Annotated in this window: 20 protein-coding genes; 8 read left to right on the top strand and 12 right to left on the bottom strand. The window is 55.6% G+C overall.

The features are described 5' to 3' along the window. The first annotated feature begins 233 nt into the window (after positions 1–233). Both RIKMI_RS0111770 and RIKMI_RS0111775 read left to right on the top strand, forming a co-directional pair. Positions 234–815, top strand: a complete 582-nt coding sequence (locus tag RIKMI_RS0111770) for an HdeD family acid-resistance protein (protein ID WP_027291785.1) — start codon at positions 234–236, stop codon at positions 813–815. A 240-nt stretch (positions 816–1,055) separates the two neighbouring features. Further along, positions 1,056–1,715 (top strand): recombinase family protein, encoded by a 660-nt coding sequence (locus RIKMI_RS0111775; RefSeq protein ID WP_027291786.1) that lies wholly within the window; start codon positions 1,056–1,058, stop codon positions 1,713–1,715. A 102-nt stretch (positions 1,716–1,817) separates the two neighbouring features. On the opposite strand, the gene RIKMI_RS0111780 is transcribed toward RIKMI_RS0111775, so the two are convergent. The 8 genes from RIKMI_RS0111780 to RIKMI_RS0111815 all read right to left on the bottom strand — a co-directional run bounded on the left by RIKMI_RS0111780 (position 1,818) and on the right by RIKMI_RS0111815 (position 11,528). After that, a complete protein-coding gene (locus RIKMI_RS0111780) occupies positions 1,818–3,950 on the bottom strand; it encodes a DUF4906 domain-containing protein (protein ID WP_027291787.1) in 2,133 nt (710 codons plus the stop codon). Positions 3,951–3,983: 33 nt separating this feature from the next. Next, positions 3,984–5,078 (bottom strand): fimbrillin family protein, encoded by a 1,095-nt coding sequence (locus tag RIKMI_RS0111785; RefSeq protein ID WP_027291788.1) that lies wholly within the window; start codon positions 5,076–5,078, stop codon positions 3,984–3,986. Between the two features lie 178 nt (positions 5,079–5,256). Then, complete coding sequence (locus RIKMI_RS0111790; RefSeq protein WP_027291789.1) at positions 5,257–6,255, bottom strand: fimbrillin family protein; 999 nt, start codon at positions 6,253–6,255, stop codon at positions 5,257–5,259. A gap of 44 nt (positions 6,256–6,299) precedes the next feature. Beyond that, a complete protein-coding gene (locus RIKMI_RS0111795; protein ID WP_027291790.1) occupies positions 6,300–7,295 on the bottom strand; it encodes a fimbrillin family protein in 996 nt (331 codons plus the stop codon). 42 nt (positions 7,296–7,337) lie between these two features. Next, positions 7,338–8,357, bottom strand: a complete 1,020-nt coding sequence (locus tag RIKMI_RS0111800) for a fimbrillin family protein (protein WP_027291791.1) — start codon at positions 8,355–8,357, stop codon at positions 7,338–7,340. A 41-nt stretch (positions 8,358–8,398) separates the two neighbouring features. Then, entirely contained in the window at positions 8,399–9,301 is a 903-nt protein-coding gene (locus RIKMI_RS0111805) for a fimbrillin family protein (RefSeq protein ID WP_084135290.1), read from the bottom strand. 55 nt (positions 9,302–9,356) lie between these two features. Continuing rightward, complete coding sequence (locus RIKMI_RS0111810) at positions 9,357–10,247, bottom strand: DUF5119 domain-containing protein (protein WP_027291793.1); 891 nt, start codon at positions 10,245–10,247, stop codon at positions 9,357–9,359. A gap of 12 nt (positions 10,248–10,259) precedes the next feature. Beyond that, entirely contained in the window at positions 10,260–11,528 is a 1,269-nt protein-coding gene (locus RIKMI_RS0111815) for a DUF3575 domain-containing protein (protein ID WP_051214532.1), read from the bottom strand. A gap of 915 nt (positions 11,529–12,443) precedes the next feature. Between RIKMI_RS0111815 and RIKMI_RS0111820 the strand changes: the two genes are divergently transcribed. The 3 genes from RIKMI_RS0111820 (at position 12,444) to RIKMI_RS0111830 (ending at position 17,880) form a co-directional block, all read left to right on the top strand. Beyond that, entirely contained in the window at positions 12,444–14,894 is a 2,451-nt protein-coding gene (locus tag RIKMI_RS0111820) for an outer membrane protein assembly factor BamB family protein (RefSeq protein WP_037291957.1), read from the top strand. 34 nt (positions 14,895–14,928) lie between these two features. Continuing rightward, the gene (locus RIKMI_RS0111825; protein WP_245584976.1) at positions 14,929–16,455 is read left to right on the top strand and encodes a sulfatase family protein; all 1,527 of its coding nucleotides are present in this window, start codon (positions 14,929–14,931) and stop codon (positions 16,453–16,455) included. A 114-nt stretch (positions 16,456–16,569) separates the two neighbouring features. Then, entirely contained in the window at positions 16,570–17,880 is a 1,311-nt protein-coding gene (locus RIKMI_RS0111830; protein ID WP_084135291.1) for an MFS transporter, read from the top strand. Here RIKMI_RS0111830 and RIKMI_RS0111835 read toward each other — a convergent pair. From RIKMI_RS0111835 to RIKMI_RS0111850, 4 genes are all read right to left on the bottom strand, one after another. After that, on the bottom strand, positions 17,870–18,355 hold the full coding sequence (locus RIKMI_RS0111835; RefSeq protein WP_027291798.1) for an arsinothricin resistance N-acetyltransferase ArsN1 family B: 486 nt from the start codon (positions 18,353–18,355) through the stop codon (positions 17,870–17,872). The two genes, RIKMI_RS0111830 and RIKMI_RS0111835, sit on opposite strands and share 11 nt — an antisense overlap. A gap of 34 nt (positions 18,356–18,389) precedes the next feature. Next, positions 18,390–18,968, bottom strand: coding sequence for a helix-turn-helix domain-containing protein (locus RIKMI_RS0111840; RefSeq protein WP_027291799.1), 579 nt, complete (start codon positions 18,966–18,968; stop codon positions 18,390–18,392). Positions 18,969–18,979: 11 nt separating this feature from the next. Next, positions 18,980–19,795, bottom strand: coding sequence for a glycosyltransferase family 2 protein (locus tag RIKMI_RS0111845; RefSeq protein ID WP_027291800.1), 816 nt, complete (start codon positions 19,793–19,795; stop codon positions 18,980–18,982). Between the two features lie 160 nt (positions 19,796–19,955). Next, a complete protein-coding gene (locus RIKMI_RS0111850; RefSeq protein ID WP_027291801.1) occupies positions 19,956–21,647 on the bottom strand; it encodes a dipeptidase in 1,692 nt (563 codons plus the stop codon). 90 nt (positions 21,648–21,737) lie between these two features. Between RIKMI_RS0111850 and RIKMI_RS0111855 the strand changes: the two genes are divergently transcribed. From RIKMI_RS0111855 to RIKMI_RS14075, 3 genes are all read left to right on the top strand, one after another. Then, positions 21,738–22,400, top strand: a complete 663-nt coding sequence (locus RIKMI_RS0111855) for a YggS family pyridoxal phosphate-dependent enzyme (RefSeq protein ID WP_027291802.1) — start codon at positions 21,738–21,740, stop codon at positions 22,398–22,400. 41 nt (positions 22,401–22,441) lie between these two features. Then, a complete protein-coding gene (locus tag RIKMI_RS0111860) occupies positions 22,442–23,419 on the top strand; it encodes a dihydroorotate dehydrogenase-like protein (protein WP_027291803.1) in 978 nt (325 codons plus the stop codon). 369 nt (positions 23,420–23,788) lie between these two features. Then, positions 23,789–25,606, top strand: a complete 1,818-nt coding sequence (locus RIKMI_RS14075; protein WP_051214533.1) for a fimbrillin family protein — start codon at positions 23,789–23,791, stop codon at positions 25,604–25,606. Position 25,607 lies beyond the last annotated feature (1 nt).

The following is a 25,607-nucleotide window of genomic DNA, read 5'->3' on the forward strand; positions in this document are numbered from 1 at the left end:
CAAGGAACAGGCATCTTAAAACAATAATCGTCGAAAAGAAAAAGCGTAAAAAGCACGTAATCGGAATACGATGGCGTGCTTTTTGTCGTAAATTAGCGAAAAATACCAAGGACGGGGCGACCTGCGTCGTTTCCGACGACAAAAGGCCGTCCGGCGCAGAACCGACGGGAAAAGGATTCCCCGATACGTCTAAAGTATATGCTCGGTAAACCCGGAATTAAAATTTACAACATATGGAAAAGTACATAAAAACTTACACAGGCAATTCTTTGTTATGGGGAGTTCTGACCGCTTTGGTCGGATTGGTTTTCATCATTTGGCCCGACAGCGTCCTCCGCTGGGCCGTCTATTTGGTGGGTATCCTGTCGCTCGTGGCCGGCATCGTTCAGTTTCTGGGTTTTCTGGCCCGTACGCGCGGCGTCGAGAACAGGTGGCGTTATCTGCCGCTGACCAGTCCGTTGGCCGTATTGTGGGGCATACTGCTTCTGGCTAAGCCGGATGTCTGGATCGAATTGTTCATGATCGTCCTCGGCGTCGTGATGCTCCTGATGGCTGTCATGCAACTGGTTTCGCTGGGGCAAATGAGGAAAGCCGGTATCCCGGTGACAGGCGGTTATTTCGTTTTCCCCGTACTTTTGCTGCTGGCCGGAATCGTGGTTTTCTTCAACCCGTTCGCCACGACCGTGTGGCTGACCGTTTTCTTCGGAGCATGGGTTCTGGCTTACGGAGTGGTCGAAATGTTCGACTATTTCAGTCTGCATAAGGCCGTTCCCGCCGCTTCGAAAAAAATCGACGCGCCGAAGGAAAACGACTGATTTGTCCTGTCCGTTCGGAACAAGGGCGCATACGCGAGAAGCGGCCGCGGGGATCCTACGTATCCCGCGGCCGCTTCTCGTGTATGCCGATACCGTTTCATCCGGCACGAATCCCGCTGCGTTTGTAGTCTTTGGTCATATGATTGACATTATTTGTCGGAGAATGTCATTCCGTTTTATGCTTATCTGTTAGCTTTCCGACAGGAGGGCAATGTCGCCTTTCTTATAAATGCGTTGTCTATGGTTATAGGTTATCTGAGAGTCAGTACCGGAAAGCAACATTTAGCTAATCAACAGGATGAAATCCGTCGTTTTGCGGAAAGCAGGAATATGGTCGTCGATAATTGGGTTACCGAAGTGGCCAGCGGTCGGAAAAGGGAACGAGACCGGAAACTGGGAGCATTGCTTCGGAAGATGAAGGCCGGCGATACCCTGATCGTGACGGAGGTTTCCCGTCTGAGCCGGACGCTGACCGACATCATGTCGATCATGGGCAGATGCCTGAGCCGAGAGATCAATCTTTATACGACGAAAGAGGGGTATTCGTTCGACAATACCATTAACAGCAAAGTGCTGTGTTTCGCGTTCGGCCTGGTGGCCGAGATCGAACGGAGCCTGATTTCGATGCGGACGAAAGAGGCGCTCGCCCTGCGTAAAGCCGAAGGGATGGTACTGGGGCGTCGGACGGGCAGCTACACGAAGCTCAAAATACTGATCGATAACCGTCGGGATGTGATCCGTATGCTGGAACAAAATAAGTCGATAACTGCTATTTGCAAACATTTCGATTTGTCGCGCGATACTTTCGCCAAATTCCGGACGATGTATCCGTCGGTTCAACAGGCACTGGATCATAAAGAGATGCGTCGTGTCGCTCAGTTCGGGAAAAAACGGCGCTGAGGGAGCGGGGAAACCGGCCGGAGATGTTGCGTCCGTATCCTTCCGGCCCGCGAAGAGTCCGTCCGCTCCGCGGGCCGGAAGGCTGATTCACAAAAGCGACGGTCATTCGTCTTCCATAGCGTCCCGCACACAACGGACGAAATTGACGTTGGTTTTCAGGTAGCCCTCCGTTTTCCCGTTTTTCTGGAAATGATAGACGTCATCGCCCGTACAGGTGCAAACGCTCCAGGCATAATCTACGATATCGCTCGTGCTTTGCGAATTATCATTGGTGGCGGACCAATAGAAGATATGGTATCCGTCCTTGTCCTGATCATTAAGACCGCCGTGATTGTCCGTCGAAGTTTTCAGACCGTCGGCCAAATTATCGTTCAGGTAATACATCAGCATCAGCTCCCGTTGGGTCGGCAACCGCCAGCCCTTTTTAGGAGCCGCATTCGTAGAATTGTTGTTCAGGTCTGCGCAACTTTGCACTGCCTCATTCCAGTTTTTTCGGTTCTGGAAAGTCTGAGTTACCGCTACCGGAGCTACTTCGAACCTGGCGGCGACGATATTGGCCTCGTCCTGATCCGTATGCGTCGGCGTTCCCTGCGTGTTCCAGTTCCAAGCCTTTCCATCGACGGTCGTGGTCGATGTCATCCGGATATGCTCCTCTTTTACTCCTCCGTACCCGTCCCGCGAAACAATGATATTCGTACCCGTTTCGACATAAGGGTAGGTGGGCTTTTGTTTCCAGACTTGATAACTGCGGAATTTCGCCGTCCCGCCCGATGTGTTGAATAAGGTTTCGCCGTTTCCGAGATTGACAGCCCAGCGACCAGTCACCTGGCCGTTCGGTGCGTCGTGCTCTTTTACCCAGTGTGCGCTTTCCCCTTCCCTGAAACTTTTCTCCGTGCTTAAGTAAATCCAACTCAGCATCAGATCTTTCTTTCCGGGGATGTCCCACCCTTTGTCGGCACTCAGCGCATCTTCATTCCAGTCTTTCGAATCGTTGGCTACGGCTCCGATCACACTCAGGGGTTGGCTGTTGTCCGTATAATCGAGGTAGTTGATCGATTCGTAAAGGTCGTCCACCCGTACGTCGGCGCGGTTTTTGTCGCGGATCGTGGCTGTCAGCACATACTTGCGATTGCGCAATATATTGTAATCGCTGTGATTGTCTTTGCCGAGCCAGACACGGTAGGTCACTTCGTCCACCAATCCGTTTTGCCGGTAATATCCGACGATTTCGACGTAAGTGGCGTATTTCACTTCCTGTTTGTCCCACTGTTTTCCGGAGGAGGAGGGATGCGTGCCACGCGCGTTTTCGGGCAGGTACCATTCCAGTTTTTCCGTGCCGGTAGCGTTGCCGTCGATTATTTTTCCGATACAGTTCGCCGGCATGTAAGAAGCCTGGTCTTTCCACGCGTCGGCCAGATCGACCGATCCGTCCGGAACGGTTCCGCCGACCTGTTCCGGATAATAGCGTATCGCTTCGTAATCTATAACTTCATCGCCCGATGATACGTCGGGATAAGTAGTTGCCTGCTCGATTTCGTTCGTATGGCGGAAATATTGCAAAGAGGTCGGAACCTGCTTGATCTGCACGCTTTTCAGGGCGAATGCGTCGTCCGGGTTCCCGTCGAGCGGCCGGGCTTTGATCGTCAGATCCAGTTTGGCCGCGGCGCGGTACAACGCGACGGCGTAATCGCTCGTTTCGCCTATTTTCAGCACTCCGGCCATCGGCAGGTAGTTTTTGCCGTCGATCAGTTCGCAAAGGCTGCTTTCTGCCGTAAGTTTCTTTTTTACAGCTTCGATGGCCTTTTTGTCTTTGACATTGTTGAATCCATTAGCATTAGCATTGGCGATAAAATAGATCTCTTCGGCTCTCGAATCGATTTTGATCCGGATCGTTTTTTGTTCATTGCCGGCATCGGTGAGTTGGTCGCTGCTGTACCAATCGATCAATTTCTTATTCGGATCGTCTTTGTCGGTCAGCACATTTCCGCCTCCATCCAACTGTATGGCATATACCGAGGCGATCCCGTTCGGGTCGAAATTATTTTCGCCGATGCTCTTAACGACGATTTCGCGGGCGGCTCCGGGAGAAAGCCGGACGGTAACGGTCCCGTCTTTCGGATTTCCCGGCCCCGGTTCCTTATGGCAGCCGGCCAGCAGGATGCCGCAGCCGGCCGCAAGGCCGAGCAACGCCCTTTTCCCCGCTCTCGACAAACAGTTTTTCATATCTCGTTTCATATTTCGTGACTATGATGAATCCCGTTCGGGAGGTTAATTTCCGGAAGCGGACGAGCCGGTACCCAAATCGACGTCCATGTCTGTTCCGCTGATTTCTGTCCAGGCGGCCGCACCGAGCGTTACATCGACTTCGCCGGCCAGGAATTTCAGGTAGATTTTTTTAGCTTTCCCGGCCTCGATATCGGCTTGTCCGGCAAAGATTTCCACCGAAGTCTCGACTTCGGGCTGTCCGGTCGCCTGAGTAGTGATAAGCAATTGGATCGTGCCGCTTTGTTCGGGTTCGATCATCACCGCTCCCGCCATCTTAGCGCCGTAATCGTTGCTTTCGTTATCCGTAATCGTGGGGACTGTTATTTCGCCGTAAGACGGTGTTAAAGTAAAATCGCGCGGAACGGAAAACGTGCAGTTGCTGGGGATATCTTCTGTACTCTGACTCGTAATAACGTAAGTGTTATTGTTCTTATCCTCAAACAGGCATTTGCTTTTTTGCTCTTGAATAACGATGGATTTTAGCTTCCCCCATTGATTGGCGGCCGTCCCGTCTTCGGCATAGGCATAGAATTGCAGTTGAGCCAACATGTGCCTGAATTCGAAGTTATGGTTGGGAGGATTGATGCCTTTATCCGAACAGTTCCCGGCCAACCAGTTGGATATCATGATATCCTGCGTTCCGTCGAAAGTCCATTCGAGAGAAGGGGATTTCCCTGAAAAGACGGCTTCAGGATACCAACCGCGCATGACAGTGTTTTTATTGACATCGATGTCATAGTGTTGCGTCGGACTGAAACGCAGCCATCGGCTGTCTTGGACTTCGGCATACGAATCGCCCACCGTGGCTTCGATGGTTTGTGTTCCGAACGATCCGCTCATATACAAGACGCCTTGAATCAGAGAATACCCGTCCCCGCGCATGAAATAAAGCGTTTTGCCTTGCAGGTCATCGATATGGCTGACCGGAGCTTTGGTGTCGGCGGTGACGGAAGGGGAGGGCAGGGCGATGCCGGAGACGATTTCGACCCGTTCTCCTGCGTCCGGGCCGGCCTCTAACGGCTCTTTGTTACAGCCGGCCAGCAGGCCCGTCGCCACACCCGCGATGGCAAATTGTAGGAAAAACATCCAGTATTTCATCTGTCCGTAATTTTATATTTCCTGATTCGGTGGTACGGCGGAGTTCCCGGCTATGCGCCGCTGAAACCGGCAGCCGGTTCCGGCCCCGCCGATAGCGGCCGGGAAGGGAGCATTCAACCCCGCCCGGCCTATGCCCGTCGATCATCGTCCGTCCGCCCGGACGATCGGTCTCCGGACGTTAGTTTTTCCCGACATCGACTTGGGTCGAACCGGCATCAGTCCAAGGGTTGATCGATGCTGTGGCTACGATTTCGGTAGCGTAGAAAGTCAGTTCGATCGTGAAAGCATAGTTCTGGGTATTTCCAGAAAACTCATCTCCGTTCTTCTGCTTAAGAGATATATCCAGCGTTTCTGTACTCCCCTGTTCGGTCGTAACGCTCAGTTGGAACTCATCGCCGGATGTAGCGTCGACGGCGGGCGCAAGACAAGTGGCCACCGTACTTTGTGTAGCCATTTCGTCGGTGGTCAAACTGTACGAAAAGTTCGATTGGTCGTTCTGATTAAAGAAAGGCAGGCTTTCTACGCTTCCGGAGCATAACGACTTCATCGAGTTGCCGAACTCGACATTGACCTGATTGGCAAGCGCGGCTCCTGCGGCTCTTTTAAGGGTAATGCCCGTAATGTTGCCCCATGCGGCGATAGCGGCATCGTCGTTGGCACGGGCCTTGATCTGCAATTGCGTCAGCAGGTGCTGGAATTTGAGTTCCCCTGTCTTGGTTTTGGCGGTCTGAATTTCATCGGTCGCCATAATATCGGTTTTGCCGTCGATCTGGTGTACCGGAGCCGTCGTTACCTGATCTCCCCATCCCGTATGGGGATACAGTGCGGAAAGATATACGCTTTCTATGCCTCCCGTATATGTTTTGCCGTTGGGTGTATCTCCGTTTTCATTGACGAATCCTTTGGGGGACTTATCCGTAAAATTCATATATCCCCCTCTCTCGGACTGGTATTCCTTCGTATAATCACCGTTGCTGGCTGCGGATTCCGATGCAATGACGCGTGCGATTGCTGCCCCGGAGGGGAAATTCTCGATTATCGGGGCTTTGGAGGTTACATCGAGTGCCGATGCGGTAGCTTTGATTTCATTGCCGGGATCGGCCGGGTTTTCGGCGCCGCGTTTCGAACAACTCGCCAAAGCGGCGACGACCATGGCGGAAAGAAGAATTTTTTTCATTGTAGTCGGTTATTTGTTTGGTTTATCGTTTCGTCGGAATATCGTTACCGGATCGTACCTGTCGAGGTGCCGCCTTCGGTCCATTCGGTCACTTCGGCCACGGCCTGAATGTCGGTGGTCAGGAATTCCAGGGTTACGTCGAACTCCTGGCCTGCGGTACTCAGTGCCGTATGATCCGTATGGCTGTCTTTCGCTTTCAGATTGAGCGGTACTTCGATCGGGTCGGCGTGCCCGGTCGTAACGACATGCAGCACATATTCGTCCGCTCCCGTTCGGGCTTCCACCGGCTGGCAGAGCACGTAAGCTGCCGCTTGGGTCGGAGCCGCTTCCATCGGGATCGCTTTACCCGTAAATTCGGTGTCATCGGCGGTCAAGTAACAGGGCAATTCCGTTGCGTCCGCCGCGGAGAATTGCACATCGCCGTTTTCGCATGTCCAGGTACACTGGTTGGTCAGAGCGGCGCCTTCGGCTCGCACCAGCTCGATTCCGGTTACCGTTCCCCAGGCTTCGAGCGCGGCGTCGGTTCCTTTGAGAAAAATATTCAGGCGCGTCAGTAAGTGGCCGAATCGCAGTTGGGGATGGGACCCGGCTATGGCTTGCGCTTTGGTCGTCGATTTTTGCTGTGCGGCCATCAGGTCGGTTTTACCGTCGATAACGGCTTGCGCAGTGGTACCCTGCCCAGTCCAGACGTCGCCTGCCGCCGGGTAAAGACCGCAGAGGTAAACGGGATCGTTATCGTCGGCAGAAGGGAAAGAGACCGACGGCGTGAAGCCGGTCGCCGACGTGCCGGTAAAAGTAATCTGCGTGTTGCCGGTATTATGCAATATGCTGTAATTACCATCCGTCTCGCTGATCCAGATGTCGGCGGTAAACGGATTGGCGGGGGCGACCGGTCCGTCGTAAGGTTTTTTGGTATCGATCGAAAGCGCCTGCGAGGCGACACGGATCTCCACACGGTCTGCCGGCGGGGTTTCCGCCGTCTTTTTCGAACAGCTTGCCGACGCGGCGAGGATCATTACGGGTATCAGAATCTTTTTCATATTTTTTCTTTTTTCTATTGAAGCGGTTTGCGGTTTTCACGATTATTGGAGCGACGAAGAGGCGTTGCCGGCATAATCCCATGCGGTCACATCGGCTTTGGCCTTTACCTCGGTAGCTTTGAATGTCAGTGTGACGACGAATGCCTGTCCCGCTGTGGAACCCGACAGGGAGGGCTGGCCGGCATTCGCTTGCAGGTCGATCTCCACATCCATCCCTTGCGCATATTTCTCCGTTTTGACATTCAGTATATAGGCAGGTTTGGCGGTAACGTCTTCGATGGGCAGGCACAGTACATAGGCCGCGTCCGTTTTGATGTCTTCGCCAGCCGGTTTGAGAGGAATCTCGACAGCCTGGCCGCTGAATGCCTGATCGCCCGGCCGGCCGTCGGCAACGACATAACAATGGGTGACGCTTCCGCTACGAGTCGATTCGCTTGCCGTGCCTGCGGCAAGGTCTACGGCGAGCGAGAATTGCGGCACCTTCAGTACGATGTCGGTGATTTTGCCCCATGCTTTTCGTGCGGCCTCGCTTTCTGCCTGAACCCGGATGTCGAGCCGTGTCAGCAGATGCTTGAAAGAGAGTGTTTCGGGAGAGCCGCCGTTCTGACAGTCGGTCTTATCCGTTTCGACCTGTTTTGCCGCCATCAGGTCGGTCTTGCCGTCGATCGGCGCGGTGGCGGAGGCGCCATCCGGGGAAATCGTCCATACGCCGCCTGACGGATAGAGGCCGGCGAGCCATACGGAACCGGTGACGGGATAATAGACCGGGGTCTTGTCGAATCCCTGCGCCGTTTGGTCGTTGTCGGTAAAGGTGATCGTGCCGTCGCCGCCTGCCAGCAGTTTATCGGCCTGGTAGTTTCCGGCTGCGGTACTGGCCAGGACACGGGCGGTCAGTTCATTGCCGTCGCCGATTTGGCCGTCGTAGGGGATCTTGGACTCGATTTCCAAGACTTGCGAAGCCACTTTGATTTCCACACGGTCGGCCGGCGGAGTTTCTACGGCCTTTTTCGCGCAACTCGCCATCAGTGCGAGGGCCATCACAGAAATAAAGATGCGTTTCATATCGTGTTGATTGATTGTCGGATATATGTCGGGACGGCAGACTATTCGAGCACGGCTCCGCCTCCGCCTTTGTAATCCCATTCGGCAGTGGTCGCTTTCAGGCTGATTTCGCGTTGGCGGACCGTCAGGGTAATGGTATAGGCTTTGCCGGCTTCGAAACGGGTGTCGGGCGCCGCTACATCCACGCGCACGTCCCTGAAAACGTAGCCGCTGACGGCGACATCGACGAAAAAGAACGACCGGTCGATCGGCCGGATCATGACAGGATGTCCTGCCGGGGCGGCCGTACCGATTTCGGCCGCGACGAGGCCGGGTACCGGAAGATCGGCCGCCGAGGCGGCATACGTTACGCTACCGGCATTCAGATCGAACCCTGTCGGCAATACCGCGTCTTTGATCGTGATCCCTTCGATTCGCGTCCCTGCGGCCAACCCTTCGCCGGCCGCCACCATGAACTTGATCTGCGTAGTAGGGTGGCTGAACGCCAGATTTTTTTCACCGTTGTCCTTGCTCGAACCGGATACCTGGGGAGCGATCATCGGATCGGTTTCTCCTCCCTGCGCGTCGATGCTGACGGTTCCGTCGCCGTTCCACGTACCGGCAGGATACCAGGCATGGATATAGGTCCGGACGGCCGGGTCGGGTCGGTAATAGCGTGCCGGCTCCAGTACGACGGTCTGGGCAGCCGTCGGGTCGGCCGTAATCGTCACGGTTTGCCGCCAAGCCGTTGCCGCGCCGTAGTCTACGGTCGGGGCGGAAGTCTCCCACGCAGCCACGGCCGCTTCGAACGACATGTCGGTATTGACCGGGGCCTTGGCCTGGACTTCCACTCCGGCTCCCAGCCGTACGGGCACCCGATCGTCCGTGTTTGCGGTATGGGCGCCGTTTTTCGAACAACCTGTCAGCGCGGCGAGCGCCATGATCGGAAGAATGATTCTATTCATAAATGTTGCGTCTTAATGGCTTTTTCAGGTCTCGCGTACAAATTATCCGGCCGGTTCAGACGGCGGTTCCGGAACCGTTGCCCGTCCCCCATGATTCTACGGTGGCAGTCACGGCGATTTCTCCGCCGTCGGGAAGGCCGAGCGTAACGGCAACGGTGCCTCCGTCATCGGCCAGGGCCTGTAACTGCGAACTGATGTCCTGCGGGACGGTCGTTTCTTCGCTGCCGTCCGTATGGCGGATCGTCGCCGTAACGATATTCCGGCCCCGCCATCCGAAGACGGACATCCGGGCGGTATAGAGGCCCGTAGTCCCTTCGGGCTGCGCTTCCGCCCTTATGTTTTTTGTCCCGTCCTGCGCATCGCTGCAATCTTTCAGACAGACGGAGGGGACGACGCCTGTCATTCCGAGGCCGAGGCTTTCGATATCGTCGATATAGTCCGGATCTATGGAGAAACGGATACGTTTCACGACATCCTGCGGATACAGCGTGACGGTCGTAGCCGTATTGCCCGGTTTCACCTCGACACGCTCTTCTCCGATGCAATAGACGTTATCTACGTGCCGGACTGCGTTTTCGTTGTCCGGATCATCTGCGGCGACTACGCAGCAATCGCGGTGGGATTCCTCTTGGTCGCAAACCGCGTTGGAGCGGTCGGAATTGACGACCAGAACGGTGTAGGTATCGGCCGGGACGCGGCATTCGTGGCCTTCGGCGCTGCATTGCACAGTCCGGAACAAGGAGCCGTCGCTGCCGTAAAGCAGCACTTGCGCCCCGGTCGGAACGGCTTTCGCCGCGGCGGTCTCTCCGGGCCATACGAATTCGATCTTCAAAGGACCGTCCGACGGCCGTTGGCTCAGACTGCGTTTGGTACAACCGCCCATCGTGCCGGCCAGCAATATCCCTGCGGCGAGCCATACGCTTATATGCAATTTCTCGTTTTTCATGATCTGCGTGTCCTATTTTGAGCTGTTCGAACCCCTGCCGAAGCGGTAATAGACGGAGGCTTTGATTCCGGTTACCCCCCAATGGTCGTCTGCGGTTTCGACATTCAGGAAATAATCCGGCGCTTCGTAAGAATAGCCTTTGACCTGAGCATGGCGATAGCCGCCCCGGATGCCGATTTCCAGGCCGAAACGATCGGAAAAGGGAATCGCCGCACCGAACGACAGTCCCGCTCCCCACAGGTTGCCGGTATAACCGCTGCCGGGCGTGCTTCCGTCCTGTACGTCGTAATCGCCCGCCTGTCCGTATGCACCGAGGTAGAACCAGCGGAAACGCCCGTCGCCCTTGAGCCACCACCGCGGTTCGAGGCTCCACGATGAGATGCCGAACCATTTGGCACCGCCGTATCCCCATTTGGCGAAATTACCGGTACCGGCCAGCGACCAGCGGTCGGCGAAGAACCATTCGGCTTCGAGGTTCGGGACGAAAGTATAGCTGTTGAAATCGGGCATGACGGTCGCCCAGTAAAGCAGGTTGGTCTTGACGGCGAGCAGCGGGCGGAAAGGCTTTTCGGCGGAAACCGTCGGAACGGCCGGGACCGTCGGTTGCGGCGCCCGTACTGCGGGCTTCGGCTCGTGGTCGGGTGCGGCAGGCGTTTCGGGCAGCGTATCCCGTTTCGGTTCAGGTACCGGCTGTCCCGTCTGTTTCAGGTACAGCGAGACGGCGATGCTGCTGCGCAGGTCGGGAAATATCTCCCGGACCATGTATTTGTAGGGGACGCCGCCGCGAAGATCCATCAATTGTTTCTTGCGGCCGTCGATGATCCGGCCCCGATCGTCGAATATCCAGACGGGGGTGTGGTCGAGTATCTGCAATATTTCGTCGCGATAGGGCATGTCGGATTGCGCGACTCTGTCGCGTAGCATACCCCATGCGATACCTTCCGACCGTTTTTCGATCAGTTCGGACGGCAGCCCTGTCCGGCGGACGACATAGGCCTCCAGCGAGTCGGCGCGGCGGGCCGACAACCGTTCGTTGGCTTCGCTCATACCGTCCGGAGAGGTACCGGAGCGTACGACCACGCGTTCGATGATGTCCTTGCGGAATGCTTCCTGCACCGAACCGATGAACCGTTCCAGCTCTCTGCGGTTGGTACGGTAATCCGGAAGGACATAGCGGTAACCGAACGGATAGTATATCCGCATCGAATCGACCGCCTGTTGCGCCCGCGCCGAATCGAGCATGAACGTACCGATGATCAGTAGAAATAATCCTTTTCTCATGGGGTTATGGCTTGTACCGCCCGCCGGATATACAGGAAAATGACGCTGCGCGATATTTTCATATAAGGCTTCCGGTATGCGGAAAAATCGTTGGTTTAAAACATGCAGTCGTTTAAACCTCCGTATAAACCTGACACACAATGAAATGAAAAGAACGCAACACTTTGGGCGGAAATATTTTAAACTTTTTACTTGATTAGATTCCTTTTATTTTATAAACTTGCAAGCAGATACTATGTTTTAAACCAACAATTAAATCTTCAAACAGGTCAAAACGAATAAATTCAAAAATATCCGACAAATATTTTTGGTTTGTTTTTATCGATTTCTATTTATATATAAATATACGCCCCGACGCAGGACCGGGTAATGATCTCCCCGAACGGTCGTGGAATATTCTCTTTTTGTGCGGATCTATAAGGTGATTATATACGACTTTACACAAACTTCCCGCCGCCCCGTTTCGGCTTTGTGCCGTCGAGGCGACGGCGCGGGCAGAAAGAAGTAAAACAGTATATAATTGCCATGAACTATAATAGGAATCCCGCATCTTTCCTGATCGATTCTCATTTTCCCGAGTTTACAGTTGGTGTGCCGAAGGTGTCCAAGTGCAAACATTCTCCCGGTCGGCTCCATGCTGACAGCTGGAAGCCGTCAGGGAATACGAGCCTAAAAAAACACGGGCAAATGCTGCGGATATGCCGAGGATATAAGCGGATCCGTTTCTTATCATCAATAACCGGCGTCAGCCGGCGAAGCCGTCTTTTGCAATTTTGCCCGCTATCTTGTATCTTGCAAGGGTTTTTGAAATCTCGTTCGCATACGGTTCGCCCCGCTTCCTTTCCGGGGGGAGCCGGCGGGGATTTTCCGTGAATTGAATTAGGAAACAATTAACCCAAACCATAACCTCAAACCATGAAAAAATACCTCTTGCTGGCGACCGCATTTTTGTTGCCCGCATTGGCTTCGGCCCAGTTGCGCGGAACGGTTTATCACGACGCCGACCGGAACGGACTTCGGAATGTTTCCGAAAAAGGACTGGCCGGCATCTCCGTAAGCGACGGCAAAAACGTAGTCAAAACATCGCCGGACGGCTCTTTCGAACTGCCCGCAAACCCGCAGGCGCGTTTCGTGACCGTCACTACGCCGTCGGGCTACCGACCGGGCGACGCGCATTACATCCGGATCGAACCCGGCCGGGAAAAGTACGATTTCGGATTGGTACGTACCGGATACACCGGCGCGTTCGAGTTCGTCCAGATCGCCGACACCGAAACCCCCACCCCGAAAGAGTGGCTTGATAACCTGAAAGCATACGTGGCGGCCAATCCGACCGCTTTCATCATGCACACGGGCGATATTTGTTACAAGCCGGGGCAGGAGTTCCACGCAGCGAACGTGCGGACGCGGCATATGGGCGTGCCGATGTATTACATCATCGGGAACCACGACCTGCTGGGCGGAGATTACGGGGAACAGCACTACGAAAACCTGTTCGGCCCGGTTTGGTATTCGTTCGAAGCGGGTAACGTCCATTTCCTCGCCCTGCCGATGCTAGGCGGCGACCACGCGCCCTCCTATAATAAAAAACAGGTGCTGGAATGGATCAAAAACGACTTGGCCCAGACCGACCCGGATAAGAAAGTCATTATTTTCGACCATGACCTGTGGTTTCAGGGAGACGATGTCGTGATACGGGCCGGCGGCGACAGCATCGACATGAAAAAACACAATCTCGTCGGTTACATATACGGCCATTGGCACAGCCAGTATGTCAAAGAGGTCGATGGGGTAAAGACCTATTGCACTTCGACGCCCGACAAAGGAGGTATCGACCACTCCCCGGCCTGCTTCCGGGTGTTCAGCATTGATGCCGAGGGGAACATCTCGGACAAGACGCGGGCGCGATACACCAACATTCCCGGTACGCTGACCGCCGCATTACCGGCACAGCACGACACGCTCGTTGCCGTGAACGGCACGATCCCGGTGCGGGTCAATGCTTACCGCACGGTGTCGCCGGCCACATCGGTACGTGTGTCGCTTATCGAGAACGGTAAGAAAGGACGCGCGGTATCCCTGACGCCGCAGACGGACTGGAGCTGGGGCGGCATGCTGGCCGTAGGCAACCGGAAAGGAGTGCAGGAGATGGTGACGGAAGCGAATTTTGCGGACGGCACCCGGCTTGTCGAACACCGCAGTTTCGTACTGACCGACACGCCCGCTGCGGTTACTGTGGGCGGCGACTGGGGCAATCTGGGCGGTAATGCTTCGCATTCGGGCGTCGCCGAAGGCCAGGCGCCGTATGCGCCCCGCTATGTCTGGTCTCAGAATGCGGGCGGAAATATCTATATGGCTTCTCCGGTAGTGGGCGACGGCAAGGTATTCATCGCCACGATCGACGACGATAATCTGGAAAAATGCCGTGTAATCGCCTACGACGCCGCGACCGGCAAGGAGCTTTGGCAGTTCAAAACGGGCAATTCGGTGAAAAACACGCTGGTTTACGGCGACGGGCTGGTATTGGCCTGCGATGCGGCCATGCAATTGTACGCTCTGGATGCCGACAGCGGCGAACCGCGATGGACCAAACAATTGAATCCTTACGTATTGCCGGAAAACCTGCACGGCTTGGCAATAGCCGACGGCGTGGTTTACGCCGGACAGGGCGGCTATTTCACGGCCCTGAACACAAAAGACGGGTCTGTGATCTGGAAAAACGAAGCCTGGGGCGGCGGCGAAGGCACCCAGTCCACCACGACCGTGGGCGAAGGCGTGGCGTTGGTTTCGGCGCACTGGAACGGCCTTTTCGCGCACGACATAAAAGACGGGAAGCTGCTGTGGAAAAAACAGGACTCCAAGATCCGTTTCCGCGACGGTTCGCCGACGATTTATGACGGTCTGGTTTATCTGGCCAGCCGCGACGAACTGTTCCTGATCAATCCCCAGTCGGGCGACATCCTCAAAAGCGCCGTACAGCCGGGGATCACGTTCGAAGGCGCGTGCGCTCCGGTCGTAACCCCGAAAACGGTTTACGTGGCAACGGCTGACAACGGGGTCGTCGCTTTCGACCGGCTGACCTTCAAGCCCGTATGGACCTATGCCACCCGCCCGGCCCTGTTCTATTCCGTACCTTATTATCAGGACTTCCAGAATTCGGTGGAAACCTCGCCCGTGCTGGTCGGGAACACGCTGGTGTTCGGCGCGTCGGACGGCTGGCTGTACGGGGTGGATGCCGAAACCGGACGGTTCCTGTGGAAACGGAATCTGGGCGCCCCGATTTTCTCTTCGCCCGCAGTCAGCGGCGACGCGCTGTACGTGGCGGATTTCTCCGGCAACATATATTGTTTCAAAATAAACCGATAGTATTCCGATGAACAAATCCCTGCTTTTAGTGCCCATGGGCCTCTCGGCACTGGGAACGCAAGCCAAAGACAGACAGGCCGCAGACTGCGACAAGCCGTTGAACATCATCTACATCATGACCGACGACCATTCGTTCCAGACGATCAGTTGTTACGACGGCCGTTACAACGACACGCCCAACCTCGACCGGCTGGCCCGCGAGGGGGTGCGGTTCGGCAACAGCTTCGTGACCAACTCGATCTCCGGGCCGAGCCGGGCGGTGCTGGTGACCGGCAAGCACAGTCATAAAAACGGGTTTATGCGCAACGACGGCCAGCCGTTCGACGGTTCGCAGCAGACTTTTCCGAAGTTGCTGCAAAAAGGCGGTTACCAGACGGCCATCATCGGCAAATGGCACCTGATGAGCACTCCGACCGGTTTCGACCATTGGGAGATACTGCCGGGGCAGGGATCTTATTACAATCCGGACTTCATTACGCCGGAGGGAACGCACCGCGAACACGGTTACGTTACGAATATCATCACCGACAAAGGCATCGATTATCTGGAGCACCGGGATAAATCCAAACCGTTCTGCCTGTTGCTGCACCATAAGGCGGTGCACCGGATCTGGATGAGCGATACCTGCGACCTGACGCAGTTCGAGGACAAGACTTTCCCGCTGCCCGAAACTTTTCGGGACGATTACGCCGGCCGTCCGGCCGCTGCCGACCAGAAGATGAGCATCGACAAAGACATGGACCTGGCTTACGACCTCAAGATGATCGACAGCACGATCGATACGCCGCTCAAGGGCGGGATCGTCCACGGCGAACTGGCCCGGATGACCCCGCAGCAGCGGGCGCAGTGGGACAGCGTTTACCAGCCCCTGATCGACCGTTTCCTCTCGCTGGGACTGTCGGGCGAAAAGCTGGCCGAATGGAAATACCAGCGTTACATGCGCGACTACCTCAAGAGCGTGAAGTCGCTGGACGACAATATCGGCCGGCTGATGGAATATCTCGAGAAAGAGGGACTGCTGGAAAACACGCTGATCGTTTATGCCTCCGACCAGGGGTTCTATATGGGCGAACACGGGTGGTTCGACAAACGGTTCATGTACGAAGAGTCGCTGCGCACGCCGCTTCTCATGCGCCTGCCGGATTGCTGGAAAGAGGCCGAACGGGGCAGGGTAGTGGATCAAATGGTACAGAACATCGACTATGCCCCCACGTTCCTGACGCTGGCCGGGGTTCCGGTTCCGGAAGACATCCAGGGCGTATCGCTGGTACCCTTGCTCAAGGGCGAAAAGCCGAAGCACTGGCGCGACGCGATCTATTACCACTATTACGAATTCCCCGGCGAACACCACGTCCGGAAACATTATGGGGTGCGTACCGACCGGTACAAACTGATCCATTTTTACGGCAACGATATCGACTCTTGGGAGCTGTACGACCTGAAAACCGATCCGACGGAACTGCACAACCGCTACGACGATCCGAAACTGGCCAAAGTGCGAGCCAAAATGCACGAAAAGCTGGAACAGGTGCGGGAGCAGTACGACGACCGGACGGAGTAGTAGGGCGTTGCCGGGTACTCCCCGTCTATGACGGAGGGGCCTTTCCATCGGGGAAGGCCCCTCCGTTTTTGCGGGTGGCATACAACTTGCTGCTCTTCCCGCAAAAACGACAGGATGAACCTCAAAGAGATAAACGACCGAATCCGGAAAAAGTCCGCGGAATTACGGGATGTCCCCACCGGCCGGGCGGCGACCCTGCCATTGATCGCCCTGATTGCGATCTATTCGCTATCCGTGGTCACTTCGCTGCCGGGATTGGCCGTATCGCCGATTCTGGGCGATCTGGAGACCGTGTTCCCCCATGCTTCGCAATTGGAGATACAGATGCTCGCTTCGCTTCCCTCGCTGGTCATCATACCGTTCGTACTGATCGCCGGGAAACTGTCTCTGAATGTCGATAAGAAAAAGCTGATGATCTGGGGGCTGTCGCTTTTTTTCGCCAGCTCCGTCATCTATCTGCTGGTCACCCGGAGCCTGTTCCTGATGCTGGCCGACAGCGTGATACTGGGTATCGGCGCGGGATTCGTCATCCCTCTCTCCACCGGGCTGATCGCCGACAATTTTTCGGGAAAATACCGGACCAGGCAACTGGGAATCGTGTCGGCCATCTCGAACCTGTCGCTGGTGCTGGCCACGATGCTGGCCGGATACCTGGCCGGGATAGACTGGCACTATTCGTTTCTCGTTTACTGCCTCTCGGCCGTTTCGCTGGGATTCGCATTCCGGCTGCCGGACAAAAGGGCTGCGTCTCCCGAACCTGTGCCGACCGGTGGAGCCGCCGGGGCCAAAGACATGCGCGATATCCGTATCGGCGGAAAAACCGTCCGCACCGACTGGCCGTTGGGCCTGATGGGATTTTATTTCCTGATTACGGTGATCGTGCTGATCGTTCCGCTGAACCTGTCAATCTACATGGATAAATTTTCGATCGGGGGAACGGATGCCAGCGGCACGCTGATTTCGGCCTTTTTCCTGGCTGTCATGTTACCGGGGCTGTTCATCAACAAATTGATTTCGGGCGTAAAGGAAAAGAATAACCTGATCGCTCTCGGCCTGATTCTGGCGGGACTGCTGCTGATGCTGATACGCGACCTGTGGCCCATCACGGCAGGGGTGCTGCTGGCCGGTTTCGGATACGGTATCATGCAGCCGCTGATCTACGACCGTACCGCGGATTCCGTGGCTCCGCAGCGGGTAACATTCGCCCTGGCGCTGGTCATGGCGATGAATTACGGCGCCATCATCGTCTATCCGTTCCTGCAACAAATACTGGAATGGGCATTCCGTACCCAATCGGTCTATGTGTCGTTCGGGATGAGTCTCGCGCTTTGTCTGATGCTGTTCTGGCCCCAGTATCGCTATATGAAGCGGCTGCGGGAGAAAAAAGAGGAGTCGCGGCAACCCGGTGCCGGCGTCAGAAAGTGAGTTCCCAGAACCCTACGTCGAGCCATTTGCCGAACTTGTTCCCCACTTCGCTGAAGTGCGCCACTTTGCGGAACCCGAATTTCTCGTGAAGAGCCACGCTATGGGTGTTCGGCAACGTGATGCTGGCCACGGCCACGTGAAAATCCCCGTTTCTCAACTGCTTGATCAACTCCTGGTAGAGTTGGTGCCCGATTCCCTTCCCGATCCGGTCTTTGTGCAGATAGACCGTCGTTTCGACCGTATGGGCATATGCCGCACGGGTACGCCAGGTCGCAGCGTAACAATAGCCCCACACCTGTCCCTCCTGTTCGTAAACCAGATAAGGGAAGCGGGACGCTATCGCTTCGATCCGGCGGCGCATGGTTTCCGCATCGAGCGGTTCGTTTTCGAAAGTGACGACCGTATCGGTGATGTAATGGTTGTATATTTCGCAGATAGCTCCCGCATCTTCGGCGGGACGTACACGACGGATCATGGATTTGTCCTGATTTAGGGTAGTGAACGACGAATCAATAAGGGGTATAGAGTACGGCCAGCACCCGTGCCGGGCGGTCGCTTTCGTTGGCCAGGAAGTGCGGCACGACCGAATCGTAATACACGCTGTCGCCCGCTTCGAGCCGGTAGGTTTCTTCCCCGTAATAAAGCGTGGCCTCGCCTTCCAGCACATAGACGAACTCCTCGCCCGAATGCTCGGAACGGGGATCGGGAACTGGCGCGCCTCCGCTCGGAGCGATCTCCACCACGAGCGGTTCCATGTGTCTGTCCGCCTTGTCCTGGGCCATGGCATAAAAATGCAGGTGGCCGTTGTATCCCTCCTCGTTCCCGGCGAAAGTCAGGTTCCCGGCAAGATCTTTCCGGCGGGTCACCACGGCCGACCGATCTTCGTCTTTGCCGGCCAGCAAAGCGCCCAGCTTGGCCCCCAACGCGCGCGAGATGCGGATCAGCACTCCCAACGAAGGATTGGTCTCGTTTTTTTCGATTTTGTCCAGTTTATCCACACTGATGCCTGCCCGCGCGGAGAGTTCTTCCAGCGAGATGCCGTTCTCTTCGCGCAACTGGCGTATGACCTGACCGATAATTGCAAGCATGGTTCTATGGTTTATCGTTCGTGTCTCAAATATTTCGCAATGCCGTTTTCGGCGCGGGCGATGCGTTCGCATTCCGTCCTGTCGCACAAATCCTGATTAAGCGCGGTACGGCTGCGGGATGCCATCGGGTGCCACAGGTGGTATTGTACGCCTCCCGCTTTGAGCGCCTTATGGGCGACGCCGCTGTTCTTCAGCCGGCAGACAAGTTCCGTGTCTTCGCCACCCCAGCCGGTGAAATCCTCATTGTATCCATTTATCCTGATGATGTCTTCGCGCCAGAAAGCCATATTGCATCCCCGGACGCGGGGTACTTTTTGCGCGTAACGCGTAGCGAGCCGGCGGCGGAGCCATCCGATCCGGATCCGGTTGGTCCAGCTGCCCTGCTGCGATCCGAAAAGCCAAAACGGAGAAAAGCCGTTCCGCAGGATACGTTCCGTAATCTTCGGGCCGAAATAGACCCGGCTGCCCAAAACGAAATACCCTCGCTCCGCCACGAAAACATGATCTTCGATAAAATGGCGTCCCATAATCGCATCGCCGTCGATTTGGATAATGTATTCGTCCGAGATTTGCGCCATAGCTTTATTCAGAATCTCGGATTTTCGAAATCCATCGTCGGGGTGCCAAATGTGGAGCAACGGAACGGGTATCTCCTCCCTCATGCTGTCGATCAACGCTTTCGTCCGTTCGTCGGAGCCGTCGTCGGCGATCACCACCGTGTCGGGCATCCGGGTCTGCCGCGTCAGGCTCAGCAGCGTCTGGCGCAGGTATTCGGGTTTGTTATAGGTCGAGATCAGCAGGGCGACTTTTTCGCTATCGGTTATCATCGGGGTATTTTGTTTAAAGAGCCGATTCGCGCATATCCGTCGGGCGTCGGGATAATTCGGATCGGCTCTGTCATCATGAGGCGTAAAAAACTCGGCAGCCAGTTTTATGCGGGCCGCGAATATTGATGTTATCCGCGGCCGTTAGGGTTCCGCCGAAGACTTACCGGTTCTGTCCAGGCTGTACGACTTTGAGCCGTTCCCCGGCCGCCTGTTTCACCATCTCCTTCCACTCTTCGCTGTATCCGGGGAAATCCGGCGACGCGGGAATGCCGCGGCCGTTCCCGTTGTCCATGAAGACCCCTTCGGACACCTCTTTTTTGACATTGCCGTCGATGTACTTCACCAGCAGGTAGCGGTCGAGGTCCACCCAGGTCTGGAACAGCCGCTGCGCGGTATTCACCGAGTAGTCGGTTAGGAAATCGACCGCCAGTTGCGGGTTCTGTTTGTAGAGCATTTCGGCGGCGGCGTCCACTGCCGGCTGTTCGGCGAAACAACGCTCCTCGAAACGGTTCATGGCCCGTTCCACGTCCGGATGGATGATGTCATAGCGGCCGTATGCGAAGTTGGTCACCCGGTTCACCACCCAGAACATCGAAGTCTCGGAATAGGTCGTCATATTGCCGTTCCCGACAGCATAAGCCTGCGGGATACGGTCGGTACAGCAGTAAATCGGCGTCAGCGGCGAGCTGTCCGTATCGTCCACTCCGAACCAGAGCACGCCCCCGATCGGGTCGGGCAGCCAGCTGCGGCATTCGCCCACGTACCACCAGCCGGTCTGTTGCGTGGCGATGGCCCGTTCGTTGGTGAACTCTTCGTCGCCGACCTTGAAAGTCATCGGCCGCCAGCGGTAGGGCAGTTTGAAAGGCCCCGCGCCCGGATCGCAGGTCATGTCCAGCTCGGTCCCCTCGAAATGGTTGCGCATGAATTCGGCCACGTCCCTGACGGTCAGTTTCCGGTTCGGGGTCACCCACAGCGGCAGCCGGTTGTCGGGATTTTTGCCGGTCACATGGTCGAGGTATTTGTCCATCCCGTCGGTCACCTGCCGGAATACGCTCCACACGCGGGCTTCGCAGCCGCGCATCGAGCTGTAATCCATCGGATTGTAAACCGCGGCAAAGTCGAAATCCTTGTCGCTGCCTTTGTAAAGGCCCTGCTCACGGGCGAACGAGATCACGTCCGGCGAGTAAATGCAGTTCTCGGGGTCGTTCAGCGGGAAAGTGGTGATCCGCGCCTGGTTGGCATGGGCCGAAATCGCCCCGTCCGGGATGCGGCGGGCCACCCATACGGCGCCTTTGTTGGCATTCTTGCCGTCCACCATCTTCACTCCCTTGCCGATGATCTCGACCACCCACACTTCGTTCGGGTCGGCGATCGAAATCGACTCGCCCGAGGAAGCGTAACCGTATTCGGCCACCAGATCGGTCATCACTTTCAGGGCTTCGCGGGCCGTTTTGGCCCGTTGCAGGGTAATGTACATCAACGAACCGTAGTCCATGATCCCGTGCGGATCGACCAGCTGCGGCAGGCCGCCCCACGTGCTCTCGCCGATCAGCAACTGGTGTTCGTTCATGTTTCCGACCACCGAGTAGGTATGTTCCGCCTGCGGTATCTCGCCCAGGAATTTTCCGGTGTCCCACTCGTACACTTTCATCATCGTTCCGGCCGGATAATCGGCCGCCGGGCGGTAATACAGTTCTCCGTACAGCGTATGGGAGTCCGCCGAATAGCTGATCATGGTCGAACCCGTCTTGGACGCCCCTTTCGTCACGAGAATGTTGGTGCACGCAACGGCGCTCTGTTGGGCCAGGAACACCCCGGAAAGCAATGCCGCGAAAAGTTTTGTTTTCTTCATTTGTATGCTGTAAATTTGTTTTGTTTCATTCGTCGCATTCCCCCCGTCCGGGGAGATGTAATGACAAATATAAAAATTTTTCTGAACAGAATGGGAAGGATCGCAGACAATCTGGCCCGAATACGGGAAACGCTGCCCGCCGGCGTCACGCTGGTCGCCGTGTCGAAATTCCATCCGGCGGAAGCGCTGATGGAGGCTTACGGGGCCGGACAACGCGTTTTCGGGGAGAGCCGCCCGCAGGAGCTGGCTGCCAAATACCGCGAATTGCCCAAGGATATCGAATGGCACATGATCGGTCACCTGCAGACCAACAAAATCAAATACATCGCGCCGTTCGTATCGCTGATCCATTCGGTCGATTCCCTGAAGCTGGCCGAGGCGATCGACAAGGAGGCGGCCAAGGCGGGAAGAGTGCTCGACGTACTGCTCCAGCTGCATGTCGCGCAGGAAGAGACCAAATTCGGCTGGGATGCCGCCGAACTGGAACATTTTTTGCAGGAGAAGATCTTAATGCGCCTGGAGCATATCCGTGTCCGCGGTCTGATGGGGATGGCATCGCTGACCGACGACATGTCGCAGGTCCGAGACGAATTCCGTACATTGCGGCACGCGTTCGAGGCGTTTCGGGAAAAGTACCTGCCGGAAATGGATATCCTGTCGATGGGCATGTCGGGAGACTATCCGTTGGCCGTCGAAGAGGGGGCGACGATGGTGCGCATCGGGAGCAGCATTTTCGGCGCACGAGCATACTGACAACGTAACATTACCAAACCACACTAACAATTTTTCAATCCATGGAAAGAATCAAAACGAAATATCTGGGCCTGGAGCTGAAAAGCCCGGTCATTCTGAGCAGTTCGGGCCTCACCTCGACCCTGCAACGCATCAAGGACGCCGAAGCGGCGGGCGCAGGGGCCGTGGTGCTCAAGTCCATCTTTGAGGAACAGATCATGAGCGAAGTGGCCCATGTGGACAGCTACAGCGATTATCCGGAGGCAGCGGACTACGTCCGTGCTTATGTGCAGGAAAATAGCCTGGGACTGTACCTGAAACTGATCGAAGACGCCAAACAGCAGTGCGACATCCCGATCATCGCCAGCATCAACTGCCGCCGGGCTGGCGAATGGGTCAATTACGCCCGGGTGATCGAAGCTGCCGGAGCCGACGCCTTGGAACTGAACATCTTCCTGCTGCCCACGGACAAAGAGACTTCGTCGGACGAGATCGAACGCAACTACCTCGAAATCATCGCGCAGGTGAAAGAGGCGATCACGATCCCGCTGTCGGTGAAACTCGGCGCCGGATTCACGAATCCGCTGGCTGTCGTGCGCGAGATCTATTACCGGAACGTGAAAGGGGTCGTGCTGTTCAACCGTTTTTATCCGACCGACATCGATATCGAAAGGATGAGCGTGAAGGCCGGCGACATTTTCAGCCACTCGTCGGAACTGGCCAATGTCCTGCGCTGGACGGCGTTCGTGAACGGTTCGTTGCCGTTGATCGACGTGGCCGTATCCACGGGCGTGCATACGGGAGCCGACGCCGTGAAAGCGATGCTGGCCGGAGCTTCGGCAGTCGAGATCGCGAGCGTCGTCTATGAGAAAGGGCTGGACGTGATTGGAGAGATGAACGACTTCGTCCGGGATTGGATGCGCAGGCATGACTTCCAGACCACGCGCGATTTCATCGGACGGATGAATGCCAAAAACATTCCGAACCCGATGTTATACGAACGCACCCAGTTCATGAAATACTATTCCAACCACGAATAGAAACTTCCGGCATTTCATACTCTGAACGACGCCGGTTCCTTTGCCGCTACGGCAGCAAAGGAACCGGCGTCGTTTTAGTCCATCGTCCTTTTACGCCGGATATCTCCGTTTCCATTCATGGATATTGGGTTTCAAAACGGCTTGGTGTAAGTTTATCCATCTTGCTATCCCGCCTCTTATATAATAGCTTATTCAAACCAATAAAACAATCGGAATTGAAAATTTTGTTCAATTTTCAAATATCTCATAATCAACGATTTGAATTTTATTGAAAATTCCGTGTACAAGATATTACCGAATGAGTCCGTTTTATGAACTTGTAAAATCGAACGGGAAAAAAGAATTTCGCGGCGTATTTAGCTGTAGATTATGAGACTTGGAACGACATACTACCGTTTTATATATTGCATCTTCCTCGTTTTGCTTTGGACGGGATGTTCGGAACGAATCGATCGGCTCGCAGAAGAAGACGGGTTCGTAGACTTCGTCTTTAGCCGGGAGGCTCCGCAAACGCGGGCGGACATCGGCGAAGACGGCAGCGGCTCATTTACCGACGGAGACCGAATCGGGCTTTATATCGAACAGCAAATTGGGACATACCGGCATATCGTCCTGACACGGCAGAACGGCACGTGGACGCCGCGGCTCAGAAAAAGCGATCTGGGCGAAGGGCTGGTAACCCTCAATGCCTATTATCCGGCACGCGACGACATACAGGACGAAGTTACGGACAGCAGGCACAAACATTCGGTATCGACCGACCAGCAGGCGGAAGGTTACGAGGCTTCGGACTTATTATGGTCGAACCGAACGATCAATACCGCAACGTTGATCGGCAGCCGTATCGAACTGCCGTTCAGCCACGGAATGCACCGCCTGGTGGTGGAATTGGAGAGCGAAACGGGCGGGCTGCCCGAAGACCTGACAGTCAGCGTTCGTGGCCGGACCCAGGGAACAGCCTATTTGTTTACCGGTCAAGTAACGCCCGCGGAAGACTCGAAAACAGAGTGGATCGAAGCCCGGAAACTCGGCGACGGTCGTTACTGCGCCGTATTCTATCCGCAAAAGCTGAAACAAGGCGAAGAGTGGGTGAAGATTACGGCTTCCGCCAAGGAATCCGTCTATAAATCCCCGGCGTCGGTCAGCGGCAATTCGTCGCTCGAACAGGGGAAACAAACCGTTTTGCACCTGACCCTCCGGTCGAACGGCGCGGCGGATCCCGATCCGGTACCCGGCGATTGGGCGAACAGCAAACGCTGGGTGTATGGGATCAGCGGCCCCACGTTCCCCGACAATATTACGGATGCCGCGGAATATTATCCGGGGGCTCCCGAAAAATTCCCATCGGACGCATGGTTCCGCCTGCCGGGATTCAAAGTGCAGTTTCTGAATTGGAATCCGGCGTGGGGCTGGTACGACTGCGACAAACGAAACCTATACGGCGACCATCCCGAATTTATTGCAGATGGCAGTATGTGCTGGGCGGCCGCGGCTTCGAACCTGCTGCACTGGTGGATGTACCATAACCGAAAATATATCGAGAAGTACGATGAAGTCTACGGAACGGCTCCGTACCCGAGATACCCGCGGCCGTCGATGGAATTCACCGATACGAAGGAGAGCGAGATATTCGATTTTTTCCGTGAGAATTTCAAAAACAACGGCAACTGGGACGCCGCAGGCGTGAATTGGTTCATCAACGGCATTTCTCAGGGCCTCAATCCGAATAACGCGGATATTTATGAATATTTCGGAGGATATTTCAGTCGCGTTTTCGGGAAAAAGACGGTCGCTACCACCTATAAGGCGCTGGACAAAGAGAAATTCAATAACATCATCAAAGAAGCCCTGAACAATAAACAGGCTTTGGGGTTCACCCAGGCGCTGCTCAGTCAGGCAGGAACTCATGCCATGGTGATTTGGGGGGTGGAGTTCGACGAAAACGGATATGTATCGGCCATTTATTACGTGGACAATAACGATTATTACAATTTTGAAGTAACGGGAGGGGCAATTTACCAGCACCACCGCCTAATCCGGACCACCGTTGATTATCGGGAAGGGGATATGTGGCCCATACGTATGAGCAATTCGGATTACTTGGCCATCAGCGCCCTCACGACCGTGGATTTGAAACGCGACGACTGGCAGGCCGCTTTCCCCGACGTACAGCCTGACGAAGAATAAG

The sequence above is a fragment of the Rikenella microfusus DSM 15922 genome, assembly GCF_000427365.1.
Classification (GTDB): Bacteria; Bacteroidota; Bacteroidia; order Bacteroidales; family Rikenellaceae; genus Rikenella; species Rikenella microfusus.